The 12,595-nt window shown below is 69.2% G+C and carries 12 protein-coding genes and 1 pseudogene; 2 read left to right on the top strand and 11 right to left on the bottom strand.

Annotation, left to right across the window (positions count from 1 at the left end; translation table 11 throughout):
* From ABZ656_RS34305 to ABZ656_RS34285, 5 genes are all read right to left on the bottom strand, one after another.
* On the bottom strand, positions 1-390 hold a 390-nt coding region (locus ABZ656_RS34305), incomplete at its 3' end, for a Sir2 family NAD-dependent protein deacetylase (RefSeq protein ID WP_360273212.1).
* Positions 391-465: 75 nt separating this feature from the next.
* Positions 466-594, bottom strand: coding sequence for a hypothetical protein (locus tag ABZ656_RS34300; protein WP_358736458.1), 129 nt, complete (start codon positions 592-594; stop codon positions 466-468).
* Between the two features lie 405 nt (positions 595-999).
* A complete protein-coding gene (locus ABZ656_RS34295) occupies positions 1,000-1,386 on the bottom strand; it encodes a CU044_2847 family protein (RefSeq protein ID WP_101401786.1) in 387 nt (128 codons plus the stop codon).
* A 70-nt stretch (positions 1,387-1,456) separates the two neighbouring features.
* Positions 1,457-1,948, bottom strand: coding sequence for an NUDIX hydrolase (locus ABZ656_RS34290; protein WP_360273208.1), 492 nt, complete (start codon positions 1,946-1,948; stop codon positions 1,457-1,459).
* Positions 1,949-2,036: 88 nt separating this feature from the next.
* Positions 2,037-3,161, bottom strand: coding sequence for an ADP-ribosylglycohydrolase family protein (locus ABZ656_RS34285; protein WP_360273205.1), 1,125 nt, complete (start codon positions 3,159-3,161; stop codon positions 2,037-2,039).
* A 181-nt stretch (positions 3,162-3,342) separates the two neighbouring features.
* Here ABZ656_RS34285 and ABZ656_RS34280 point away from each other — a divergent pair.
* Together ABZ656_RS34280 and ABZ656_RS34275 are read left to right on the top strand one after the other, a co-directional pair.
* Positions 3,343-4,748, top strand: a pseudogene (locus ABZ656_RS34280) (IS200/IS605 family accessory protein TnpB-related protein).
* A gap of 209 nt (positions 4,749-4,957) precedes the next feature.
* Entirely contained in the window at positions 4,958-6,076 is a 1,119-nt protein-coding gene (locus ABZ656_RS34275) for a glycerate kinase (protein WP_101403881.1), read from the top strand.
* Between the two features lie 134 nt (positions 6,077-6,210).
* Here the strand turns inward: ABZ656_RS34275 and pssA are convergent, their stop codons facing one another.
* From pssA to ABZ656_RS34245, 6 genes are all read right to left on the bottom strand, one after another.
* Entirely contained in the window at positions 6,211-7,029 is an 819-nt protein-coding gene (pssA, locus tag ABZ656_RS34270) for a CDP-diacylglycerol--serine O-phosphatidyltransferase (RefSeq protein WP_101401789.1), read from the bottom strand.
* Positions 7,030-7,051: 22 nt separating this feature from the next.
* Positions 7,052-7,699, bottom strand: coding sequence for a phosphatidylserine decarboxylase (locus ABZ656_RS34265; protein ID WP_095851695.1), 648 nt, complete (start codon positions 7,697-7,699; stop codon positions 7,052-7,054).
* Positions 7,700-7,879: 180 nt separating this feature from the next.
* Positions 7,880-9,085, bottom strand: a complete 1,206-nt coding sequence (locus ABZ656_RS34260; protein ID WP_101401790.1) for an acyl-CoA dehydrogenase family protein — start codon at positions 9,083-9,085, stop codon at positions 7,880-7,882.
* 2 nt (positions 9,086-9,087) lie between these two features.
* Positions 9,088-9,600, bottom strand: coding sequence for a MaoC family dehydratase (locus ABZ656_RS34255; protein ID WP_168497390.1), 513 nt, complete (start codon positions 9,598-9,600; stop codon positions 9,088-9,090).
* A 5-nt stretch (positions 9,601-9,605) separates the two neighbouring features.
* Positions 9,606-10,571, bottom strand: coding sequence for a CoA ester lyase (locus ABZ656_RS34250; RefSeq protein WP_101401792.1), 966 nt, complete (start codon positions 10,569-10,571; stop codon positions 9,606-9,608).
* On the bottom strand, positions 10,568-12,595 hold the full coding sequence (locus ABZ656_RS34245; RefSeq protein WP_360273200.1) for a protein meaA: 2,028 nt from the start codon (positions 12,593-12,595) through the stop codon (positions 10,568-10,570). The genes ABZ656_RS34250 and ABZ656_RS34245 overlap by 4 nt, the downstream gene beginning before the upstream one ends.

Raw genomic sequence — 12,595 nt, 5'->3', positions numbered from 1 at the left:
GTCCTCCATCGGCCCCTTGGCGTGACACCTGGTGCATATGACGGTACGCGCGGTGCCGTGCAGCTCGATCACCTTGCGGGCCGGCATCCCGGCGAGCTGGTGCAACCCGTCCACGTTCTGCGTGATCACCCGCACCGGCACCCCGGACCGCTCCAGCTCGGCCACCGCCCGGTGCGCCGCGTTCGGCTCCGCCTTCAGCGTCCGGTTCTTGCGCCGCATCTGCCACGACCGCCGCCGGATCTGCGGATCGCCCATGTAGAAGTCGTACGTCACGAGCTTCTCGGCCTCCGGATCCCGCCGCCACAGCCCGTTCGGACCCCGGTAGTCGGGGATCCCGGAATCCGTGGAGATACCGGCGCCGCTGAGCAGGGCAACGAGGGGCTTGGTCATGGTGCCGAGGGTAGATCGCGCGGGGCGCGACGGCGAACGGAATTCGTGGGGGTGTACGTGGGGTGCCGGCCGGGGTCAGGGGAAGATCGGGCGGGGGCCCAACAGGAGGGCGGCGAGGCGCAGGTACGCCTTGTAGGCCTCGGGGGTCAGCCAGGAGAGTTCGACCGTGCTGCCCATGGTGAGGTGGCCGTCGCGGGGGACCATGACGACGCCTCGGCAGCGGGAGCTCAGGCCACGGATACTGGCGGCGTCGAGCGTCCAGCCGGCCGCGGGCCGGCTGTGGTTGAGGACGACGACGGCCTCGCGGACCAGGTCCGGCAGGTCGAGGGTGCGGGGACCGCGGCGGTATCCAGGCGACCAGCCGGGCCTGGTGCAGATCCGCGGCGGACAGCACCGGAAAGGACACGTCGAGGGTGACCTTCCCCGGGTTGTGCGGGCTGAGGCTGCGCAGCCCGAGCGCCAGGTTGATGACATGCGCGCAGGTCAACAGCCTGCGGCCGGAGAGGTAGACACCCGCCCCCGCGGTTTTGCCGCGATCGTTGGACAGGACGCGCACCAGCGCGCCGCGGGCGTCGCCGGACGACGGGTCGTCCGGCGATCCGAACCAGGTCACGGCTCCGTCCGGCGGGGCAGCTGCCAGGTTGCCGAAATGGTCATGCTGGCCTGGCCGTTGGCCCCGACGATGCCGATCTTCAGGTCCTGTCCGATCTGGATGCCGAAGTCGACGGAGATCTCGTGCGGAGGATCGGGTATCCCACGGATCGCGTCGTGCACCTGCTGCAGTACGGGCCCCAGCGGGCTCAGCACACTGCGCAGACCGTCCGTCGCCAGCGACGCGACCCGCGCGCCACGCCCGACCGGGACCACCCCGGAAATGCCGCCCGGCAGATCGGCGTCGATGGCCGGGGCCGCCGACGCCTCCCCCGCGGCCGCGAGTTCGAGCCGGACGTGGGCCCCGTCGTCGAGGGCGAACTCCATGTAGTCGTAGTGCGGCACACGGGCATTGTGCCGATCAATGCCCCGAGAAGGTAGTGAAGTTGACGAATTCGCCGTAGCCGACGGGCGGTTAGTCCACTCGGTGGCCGTTCTCCAGCTCCGCGGTTCCGCCGCCCTCCGTCAGCACGTCCAGCGCGGCGAGGACCCGCCGGCCGAGTGCGCCCGGCAGATACTCGGCCAGCTCCTCCCGTGGCACCAGCCGCCACGCCAGCAGTTCCTCCTCCTGCAGCCGGATCGCCTTGAGTTCCCGCTCGCCGAGGACTCCGCCGTCGTACAGGTAGGCGACGAGCGGGGGCCGTGCCGTCCCGTGCACCCAGTCGACCGCGAGCAGCGGGCCGAGTTCGATGTCGAGCCCGATCTCCTCGGCGGTCTCGCGGCGCGCGCCCTGGCGCGGGGTCTCCCCGTCGTCCGACTCGACGGTGCCACCCGGAAGGGCCCAGCCCTCACGGTAGTTCGGCTCGACGAGCAGCACCCGGCCGTCACCGTCGCGGAAGAGTGCGGCGGCACCGGCGAGGACACGGGGGAGGCTCGCGATGTACGTGGCGAAGTCTGGAGTGGTCATCCCTGAAGCCTACGTACGAGACTTCGAGGTCGCCGACGACGTCCTGGGCGTCCTGGACGACGGCTGCCCCGACACCGTCGGACAGGGCCTAGGACAGGTCCCGGGCGTCGGGACCGGTACCGGACCCGCCCTGGGCCTCGCCCTCCGTCTCCGTCAGCGCGAGCGTCCGCGTGGCCAGCTCACTGATCCGTACGCCGTCGAAGCCGAACACCGCGCTGCGTACGGTGTCCTCCAGCGGGTCCTTCCACTGCGCGGGAATGGCCTCGGCTCCGCACAGGACCCCGGCCACCGAGCCCGCCGTCGCGCCGTTCGAGTCGGTGTCCAGGCCGCCGCGGACGGTCAGTGTGATGGTCCGGGTGAAGTCGCCGTCGCCGTAGAGCAGCCCGGCCGTCAGGACGGCGGCGTTCGGGATCGTGTGGATCCAGCCGAGCCCGGCGGTCTCCTCGGACACCGTGGTGAGCGTGTCCTCCCAGGTCATCCGGGTCTCGTGAAGCGTGAGCACCCGTCGTACGGTGCGGGCGAGGCGGCTGCTCGCGGGGATGACGGTCAGTGCGGTGTCCAACGCGTGGCGGACCGTGGGGGCGGTGAACGCGGCCGAGACGAGCGCCGCCGCCCACATCGCCCCGTACACGCCGTTGCCTGTGTGGGACAGCACGGCGTCCCGACGGGCGAGGGAGGCCGCGCGGCGCGGCGCACCCGGGCTGGTCCAGCCGTAGACATCGGCGCGGATCAGGGCGCCGATCCACTCCTGGTAGGGGTTGTCGTACGTCGCCGTCAGCGGTGGTTTGATGCCGTTGGCGAGGTTGCGGTACGCGGCCCGCTCCGCCGTGAACGTCTGCAGATACGGCAGCCGCAGCAGCCACAGGTCGCCGACCTGCTCGGTGCTGAAACCGAAGCCGTGCGTCTCCAGCAGGTGCAGGCCCAGGATCGCGTAGTCGACGTCGTCGTCACGGCAGCTGCCGTGGATGCGGCCGCGCACGCATTGCCGCCACTCGGGCCGCAGCTCGAACTCGCCGGCGTCACCGTCGGTGGCGGGCTCGGGAAGATAGTCGGTGAGCGGCAGGGCGGCGGCCTGTCGCAGGTAGCGGTCGATGCGGTCCCGCGTCCAGTGGTCGCCCTGCTCGACCGGCTTGCCGAGCATGTTGCCCGCGATCCGGCCCAGCCAGCCCCCGAGAACGCGGTCCGCGAGTTCGGTGCCCACAGGAGCATTCATCTGCTGCCGCCTTTCTGCGTATTACGGCACATGAGTGCGTACGAGTGGGTGCGCCTTGCCCCGCTCGGTCGTACAGACGGAGTGCTGGGGTGTTCGAGGTGAGAACGGGTGACCCTTTTCTGTGCGGCTCGTCGTCCTTTGTGACGAGCGGATCAGATGCTGGGGAGGGGGTGAAGCGGTGCTGGGGAGGGTGGAGCGGTCGGTTTCGGGTCTGCGGGCGCCCACCACGCCGTTCGTCGCTCCGGGGCCGTCGGGCGTGGCGGTGCGCGACCGGCTGAAGCATCTGACGCCCGAGGACGGGAGGGTGCTGCGGTTGGGCGGCGCGCATCTGGGCTCGCTCGCCTCGAGGGATCTCACCGTTGTGTGCGGGAGTGGCATGCCAAGACGCGTCGGCTGACGGTGTCGGAAGCCAGATACGCGGTGGTGGTGGGGGACCGGCAGGCTGGTCGGGTGCGCGTGGTGCGTGGTGGCAAACGACTGGCGAACGCCCGGCACCACCTGGCCGACGCCGAGTTCACCGAGGCCAGATGGCGGGAGCGGTGGGAAGCGGAGCGTTGGCTCCTGGCCGCTGATGGGGAGTCCTGGAAGCGGTACGGGATCGACACCATCCGCGTCAGCCCGGACGGCGAGATCAGCATCAAGCTTCCGGCCCCGCTGGTGGGGCCGGCCGACGCCAGGCATGGTCGGTATGTGCTCTCTGCCCGGGGCACGTTTCCGCACCGGGGCCCGCAGTGGGCCGACCGGGTCGAGGCCGACAGGGCTGTTGCGTACCGAATCCACTATGACGTCGGGCGGGGCCGCTGGTATCTGACGGCCTGCTGGCAGTACGCGCCCGCCCCGGCGGTCCCTCTGGGCACAGCCCTCGCGCACGGAGTGATCGGGGTGGACATCAATGCCGATCACCTTGCCGCCTGGCGGCTCGAACGGCACGGCAATCCCGTTGGCAGTCCACGCCGCTTCTCTTACGGCCTGGCCGGCCGCGCGGATCAACGTGACGCCCAGGTCCGCCATGCCCTGACCCGCCTGCTGAACTGGGCCAGGACCTGCCGCGTGCAAGCCATCGCCATTGAGGACCTGGACTTCACCGCCGAGAAGACGAGGGAGAAGCACGGCCGTGAGAAGAAGTTCCGGCAGGTGATCTCCGGCCTGCCCACCGGCCGGCTTCGTGCCCGCCTGACGTCGATGGCCGAAGCCACCGGCATCGCGGTCATCGCAGTCGATCCCGCATACACATCCAAGTGGGGCGCCCAGTACTGGCAGCGTCCCAGGACCAGCACCACCCGGATGACCAGCCGACACGATGCCGCGAGCATCGCGATCGGCAGGCGCGCCCAAGGGCACCCGATCCGGCGACGGACGGCACCGCCCCCACACGACCGGAGCGATCGACTGGGGCATCGGACAGTCCAGGCCGGACCGGGCATCCTCGGGCATGAGGGAACCCGTCCCCGTGTTCCCGGACCGCGCACACGATGCGCCGGGCCCGGACACGGCGCGGATGCGGGAGACCAGCGTGCCCAACACCGGTCGGGACACGCGGCTGAGCCCGAGATCTGGCAACAGGACTCACTCCCACTCAGTCTCTAGGAACGGTCATAGCTCCGGTTTACCCGATTCCGGGCATGAGCGTGCGGTGTTCCACGGTCCGGTCGGTGCATGACGGCGGGGGCGTCCGCCGGTTAAGGTCGCAGCGGCGCGACTGCCTTGACATGTGCGAGGCCGGAAAGCAAGGGGAATGCAAGGTGGCGGACTCTGCTGTGAAGACGACACGTGCGGGCACCGGGCGTGTTCCGCGTGTGCTGATCGCCGCGGACAAGTTCAAGGGGTCGCTGACCGCCGTGCAGGTCGCGGAGCGCGTCATGGCCGGGCTGCGCCGCGTCGTGCCGGGTGTCGAGGTCGAGGCGCTGCCTGTGGCCGACGGCGGCGACGGGACCGTGGACGCGGCGGTCGCGGCCGGGTTCGAACGGCGGGAGGTGCGGGTCGCCGGCCCGCTGGGCAACGAGCTCACCGCCGCCTTCGCGCTGCGTGGCGACACCGCGGTGGTCGAGATGGCGGAGGCGAGCGGACTGCAGCGGCTGCCCGCCGGAGTGTTCGCGCCGCTGACGTCGTCGACGTACGGGTCCGGGGAGCTCCTGCGGGCCGCGCTGGACGCCGGGGCCCGGACGATCGTGTTCGGCGTGGGCGGGAGCGCGACGACGGACGGCGGAGCGGGGATGCTGTCCGCGCTCGGGGCGCGGTTCGTGGACGCGGAGGGGGAGCCGGTGGCTCCCGGCGGTGCGGCGCTGAGTGATGTGGCGACCGCGGATCTGTCCGGCCTGGACCCCCGTCTGGCCTCCGTGGACTTCGTCCTCGCCAGCGACGTGGACAATCCGCTCACCGGGCCGAAGGGCGCGCCCGCCGTGTACGGCCCCCAGAAGGGGGCGAGCCCCGACGACGTGGAGATCCTGGACGCGGCCCTCGGGCACTTCGCCGCGGTTCTGGAGAAGTCGATCGGGTCCAGGGCCACGGAGTACGCCGCGGCGCCGGGGGCGGGGGCCGCGGGCGGCATCGGCTACGGTGCGCTGGTCCTGGGCGCCCGGTTCCGTCCCGGTATCGAGGTGATGCTCGACGTCCTCGGCTTCGCGCCCGCGCTGGAGAGGGCCACCCTGGTGATCACCGGGGAAGGGTCCCTCGACGAACAGACCCTCCACGGCAAGGCTCCGGCGGGGGTGGCCGCGGCCGCCCGTGCCGCGGGCAAGGAGGTCGTCGCGGTGTGCGGGCGCCTGGCACTGCGGCCGGAGGCGCTCGGCAGGGCCGGCATCCGGCGCGCGTACCCCCTCACGGAGGTCGAGCCCGACGTCGCGCGGTGCATCTCCGACGCGGGGCCGATCCTGGAGACGGTGGCCCAGAACATCGCCCGTGACTTCCTGACCTGACCTGACCTGGGTACGACCCGTGCTTGGGTACGACCCGTCCTGGGTACTATCTGGCCCGACCTGTCCCGGAGTACGACGAAGGGGCCCGAACCGGTTGTCCGGTTCGGGCCCCTTCGGCCGTGTACGAGGAAAAGCTACGGCAGCTGCGCCGCGCGCGCCTCACGCCGGTTGTCCCGGAAGTTGTTCACTCGCCGAGCCGTCGCGAACAGCGGAATCACCGCCCCCATGACGAGCTGCAGCGCACAGCCGGTCTGGAGCAGGAGCTGACCGCTGGGGGCGTCGAAGGCCCACGCCGCCAGCAGACCCATGGACAGGACGATCCAGGAGAGCATCGCCACCGCGAGGCGCCCCCGCGGCTTCGGGTACTCCACCCGGCTCACCATCAGCCACGCGGTGCCCAGGATCGCCATCAGCGTCGCCGCGAAGGGAAGCTCCAGAAGCACGATGGAGACCACCGTCAGCGCTCCGAACGGCGACGGCATGCCCTGGAACGTGCCGTCCTTCACCGTGACGCAGGAGAAGCGGGCGAGACGGAGGACGACCGCGAGCAACACCACGATCGCGCCGAGCGCCGCCACTCTCTGGTGCGCGTCGTCCGCGACCATGCCGTAGACGAGGACGAAGTACGCGGGCGCCAGACCGAAGCTGATCAGGTCCGACAGGTTGTCCAGTTCCGCGCCCATGGGGGAGGAGCGCAGCTTGCGGGCGACGAGGCCGTCGAAGAGGTCGAAGACCGCGGCGCAGAGCATCAGGATGACGGCCGTGGCGGCGCTGTGGCGCCCCATGCCCGACTCCTGGCTGCCGGTGAGGTGCGGGATCAGAATGCCCGTGGTGGTGAAGTACACCGCCATGAAGCCGCACGTGGCGTTGCCGAGGGTGAGGGTGTCCGCTATTGAGAGGCGGAGAGAGAGGGGCATCTCCTCCTCGTCGTCCACCTCGTCGGCCTCCGGCACCCAGCCGGCCTGAGTCTCAGGATCAATCACGGTCAATTCGAGTCACCCCAGCCACGGTCTTCTGACCGACTTCCACATCGACCTCGACACCCTCGGGGAGGTAGATGTCGACGCGCGAGCCGAAGCGGATGAGACCGATCCGGTCGCCCTGCTCGACCTTCGTACCCTGCGGGATATAAGGAACGATACGGCGGGCGACCGCGCCGGCGATCTGGATCATCTCGATGTCACCGAGTTCGGTGTCGAAATGCCAGACGACGCGTTCGTTGTTCTCGCTCTCCTTGTTGAACGCCGGAACGAACCCTCCGGGGATGTGCTCGACCGAGGTCACCGTGCCGGAGAGCGGTGCGCGGTTGACGTGGACGTTCAGAGGGCTCATGAAGATCGCGACGCGGGTGCGTCCGTCCTTCCACGGCATGATGCTCTGCACCACACCGTCGGCGGGCGAGATGACCCGGCCCGGGGCGATCTCGCGCTCGGGGTCGCGGAAGAACCACAGCATGCCCGCCGCGAGCGCGGTGGCGGGTACGGCCACGGCTTTGGCGGCGCCGGAGCGGCGCGCCTTGGCCAGGCTGAGTGCTGCGGTGGCAACGGTCGGGAGAAGCCACGGCGATGCTCCGCGCGCGAGGCGGACCCGGCCGCGAGGTGCAGAGGTTTGGCTGTGGGGCATGGATGACCTTCGTAGCGGATGATGCCGCGCTGGAACGGGGGACGGCGGCTTTCCCGGGATCGTACCGGTCGCGGGCCACAACTGGGCAAGCCAGGAAGCCGAGTCGGCGGCCGAAGAGTGTTGACGGGGTGTGATCTTCTTCTCGAAGAAAACACCCCGAACTGGGGCATCCGGCCCTGCTTAACCCTGGAGTCGATACTCTTCGAGCAGTCGGCGCCCGATGATCATTTTCTGGATTTCGGCGGTACCTTCGCCGATCAGCAGCATCGGCGCCTCACGGTAGAGACGCTCGATCTCGTACTCCTTGGAGAAACCGTAGCCGCCGTGGATCCGGAAAGCGTCCTCGACCACTTCCTTGCAGTATTCGGAGGCGAGGTACTTCGCCATCCCTGCCTCGAGGTCGTTTCGTTCACCGGAGTCCTTTTTGCGGGCCGCGTTCACCATCATTGCATGGGCCGCTTCGACCTTGGTGGCCATCTCGGCCAGCTTGAACTGGATGGCCTGGTGCTGCGCGATCGGCTTGCCGAAAGTGTGACGCTGCTGGGCATAGGAGACACCCAGCTCAAACGCACGCTGTGCGACGCCGCAGCCACGTGCCGCCACGTTGACGCGACCGACCTCGACTCCGTCCATCATTTGGTAAAACCCTCGGCCCGTGGTGCCGCCAAGTACCCGATTGGCCGGAACGCGCAGTCCGTCCATGATGAGCTCGGTCGTGTCGACGCCCTTGTAGCCCATCTTGTCGATCTTCCCGGGAATGGTGAGGCCGGGGCGGACCTCTCCGAAGCCGGGCTCCTTCTCGACCAGGAAGGTCGTCATCGACTTGTGGGGCGCGGTGCCCTCGGGGTGTCCTTCGTCACTTCGCACGAGCACGGCCACCAGGTTCGACGAGCCGCCGTTCGTCAGCCACATCTTCTGCCCGTTCAGGACGTACTCGTCGCCGTCCCTGACCGCCTTCGAGGTGATCGCGGAGACGTCCGAGCCGAGACCCGGCTCCGACATCGAGAACGCGCCGCGCACCTCGCCCAGCGCCATCCGGGGCAGGAAGTGGTCCTTCTGCTCCTGCGTGCCGTGCTGCTTGAGCATGTACGCCACGATGAAGTGCGTGTTGATGATGCCGGAGACCGACATCCAGCCGCGGGCGATCTCCTCGACGCAGAGCGCGTAGGTGAGGAGGGACTCGCCCAGGCCCCCGTACTCCTCGGGGATCATCAGGCCGAACAGGCCCAACTCCTTGAGGCCGTCGACGATCTGCTGGGGGTACTCGTCGCGGTGCTCCAGCTCGGTGGCGACCGGGATGATCTCCTTGTCCACAAAGTCGCGGACGGTGGAGAGGATCTCCTGCTGGACGTCGGTGAGACCGGCGGTCTGGGCGAGTCGCGCCATGGCTACTTCTCCTGCTGCTTGAGTTCCGGACGGCCGGGCTGCTCGCCCCCGCGCTCCTTGATGTACGTCTCGGTCGGCACCATGACCTTGCGGCGGAACACGCACACCAGCGTGCCGTCCTGCTTGTAGCCCTTGGTCTCGACGTAGACGATCCCGCGGTCGCTCTTCGACTTAGAGGGTGTCTTGTCGAGGACCGTGGTCTCGCCGTAGATCGTGTCGCCGTGGAAGGTCGGCGCCACGTGCTTCAGCGACTCGATCTCCAGGTTGGCGATCGCCTTGCCGGAGACGTCCGGGACGGACATGCCGAGCAGCAGCGAGTAGATGTAGTTGCCCACGACGACGTTCCTGCCGAAATCCGTCGTCTTCTCCGCATAGTTCGTGTCCATGTGGAGGGGGTGGTGATTCATGGTCAGGAGACAGAAGAGGTGGTCGTCGTACTCCGTGACGGTCTTTCCGGGCCAGTGCTTGTAGACCGCGCCGACCTCGAACTCCTCGTACGTGCGTCCGAACTGCATGCTGCTCAGGCCTCCGGGGCTTCGAACTTGCTGGTGCGCTGCATGCCGGCCGCCCGGCCCTTGCCCGAGATGACCAGGGCCATCTTGCGGCTGGCCTCGTCGATCATCTCGTCGCCGAGCATCGCGGAGCCCTTCTTGCCGCCCGCCTCGGACGTGCAGTACTCGTACGCGTCGAGGATGAGCTCGGCGTGGTCGAAGTCCTCCTGGGAGGGCGAGAAGATCTCGTTGGCCGCGGCGACCTGGTCCGGGTGCAGCACCCACTTGCCGTCGAAGCCCAGGGCGGCGGCGCGCCGGGCGACCTCGCGGTAGCCCTCCTGGTTGCGGATCTGGAGGTAGGGGCCGTCGATCGCCTGGAGGTCGTGCGTACGGGCGGCCATCAGGATGCGCATCAGGATGTAGTGGTACGCGTCAGCCGGGTAGCCCGGCGGCTGCTCGCCCACGACCAGCGACTTCATGTTGATGGAGGCCATGAAGTCGGCCGGGCCGAAGATGATGGTCTCTACACGCGGTGAGGCAGCCGCGATCTCGTCGACGTTGACGAGCCCCTTCGCGTTCTCGATCTGCGCCTCGATGCCGATCTTGCCGACCTCGAAGCCCATCGTCTTCTCGATCTGCGTCAGCAGCAGGTCGAGCGCGACGACCTGCTGGGCGTCCTGGACCTTCGGCAGCATGATGCAGTCGAGGTTCTGGCCCGCGCCCTCGACGACCGTGACGACATCGCGGTACGTCCAGTGCGTCGTCCAGTCGTTCACCCGCACGACGCGCGTCTTGCCGGTCCAGTCGCCCTCGTTCAGGAACTTCACGATGGTGTGCCGCGCCTCGGGCTTGGCGAGCGGGGCGCAGGCGTCCTCCAGGTCCAGGAAGACCTGGTCCGCGGGGAGGCCCTGGGCCTTCTCCAGGAAGCGGGGGTTCGAGCCGGGCACGGCCAGGCAGGAACGCCGCGGGCGAAGGCGGTTGACGGGCGTGGTCATGCGGGGACCTCCAGGGGGTCGAGCTTGTTCGCTTTCCGGATCTCGTCGACGATACGGCCGATGATTCCGGTGATGTCGAAGTCCTTCGGTGTGAAAACCGCGGCGACTCCCGCGGCGCGCAGCAGTTCGGCGTCGGCGTTCGGGATGATCCCGCCGGCGATCACCGGGATGTCGGCCGCGCCGGCCTCGCGCAGTCGCTCCAGCACGTCGGGCACCAACTGGGCGTGCGAGCCGGACAGGATGGACAGGCCGACGCCGTGCACGTCCTCGGCGACGGCCGCGTCCACGATCTGTTCGGGCGTGAGCCGTATGCCCTGATAGACCACCTCGAACCCGGCGTCGCGGGCCCGCACGGCGATCTGCTCGGCGCCGTTGGAGTGCCCGTCCAGGCCCGGCTTGCCCACCAGGAAGCGGAGCTTGCCGACACCGAGTTCCCGGGCGGTCTCCTCGACCTTGCGTCGCACCAACGCCATCGCGGTGCCCTCCTCGGCGGTGACCGCGACGGGCGCGGACGAGACGCCCGTCGGGGCGCGGAACTCGCCGAACACCTCGCGCAGGGCCTCGGACCACTCGCCGGTCGTGACCCCGGCGCGGGCGCACTCGAGGGTGGCCTCCATGAGGTTGTCGGTGCCCTTGGCCGCTTCCTTCAGCCGCTCCAGCGCCTTGCAGGGGCGCGGGTGGTTGAACGGCGGCTGGTAGCGCGTGTCGCGCCAGTTCTGCAGCGCGGCGACCACGCGGGCCTCGACGGCCGGGTCGACGGTCTGGATCGCCGCGTCCAGGTCGGCGGTGAGCGGGTTCGGCTCGGTCGACTCGTAGATGTTGACGCCGACGATCTTCTCGGTGCCGCCCTCGATCCGGGCCCGGCGCTCGGCGTGCGAGGAGACGAGCTGCGACTTCAGGTAGCCCGACTCGACGGCGGCCATCGCCCCGCCCATCTCGTCGATCCGGCCGATCTCGGCGAGCGACTCCTCGACGAGGGCCGCGACCTTCGCCTCGATGACGTGCGAGCCCTCGAAGATGTCCTCGTACTCCAGCAGGTCGCTCTCGTGTGCCAGCACCTGCTGGATGCGCAGCGACCACTGCTGGTCCCAGGGCCGGGGCAGCCCCAGCGCCTCGTTCCAGGCGGGCAGCTGCACGGCACGCGCGCGTGCGTCCTTCGACAGCGTCACGGCCAGCATTTCGAGGACGATCCGCTGGACGTTGTTCTCCGGCTGGGCTTCGGTCAGACCGAGCGAGTTGACCTGGACGCCGTACCGGAAACGCCGCTGCTTGGGGTCCTTGATGCCGTACCGTTCGCGCGTGACCTGGTCCCAGATCCGCCCGAACGCCCGCATCTTGCACATCTCCTCGATGAACCGGACACCCGCGTTCACGAAGAAGGAGATACGGGCGACGACGTCACCGAACTTCTCGGCGGGCACCTGCCCCGAGTCGCGGACGGCGTCGAGCACGGCGATGGCCGTCGACATCGCGTACGCGATCTCCTGGACGGGGGTCGCCCCCGCCTCCTGGAGGTGGTACGAGCAGATGTTGATCGGGTTCCACTTGGGGATGTGGGAGACCGTGTACGCGATCATGTCCGTCGTCAGCCGGAGCGAGGGCCCCGGCGGGAAGACGTGCGTACCCCGCGACAGGTACTCCTTGACGATGTCGTTCTGCGTCGTCCCCTGGAGCTTGGTGATGTCGGCGCCCTGCTCCTCGGCGACGACCTGGTAGAGCGCCAGCATCCACATGGCGGTGGCGTTGATGGTCATCGAGGTGTTCATATGCTCCAGGGGGATGTCCTGGAACAGCCGGCGCATGTCACCGAGGTGCGAGACCGGCACCCCGACCCGGCCGACCTCGCCGCGGGCGAGGATGTGGTCGGGGTCGTACCCGGTCTGCGTGGGCAGGTCGAAGGCCACGGACAGACCCGTCTGCCCCTTGGCGAGGTTGCGCCGGTACAACTCGTTGGACGCCTCGGCGGTGGAGTGACCGGCGTAGGTCCGCATGAGCCACGGCCGGTCCTTCTGGCGCTCTGTCAT

Source organism: Streptomyces sp. NPDC007095 (genome assembly GCF_040634475.1).
GTDB lineage: Bacteria > Actinomycetota > Actinomycetes > Streptomycetales > Streptomycetaceae > Streptomyces.
Note: the sequence above shows the minus strand (reverse complement) of the source record. Positions and strands in the feature narration are given on the sequence as shown.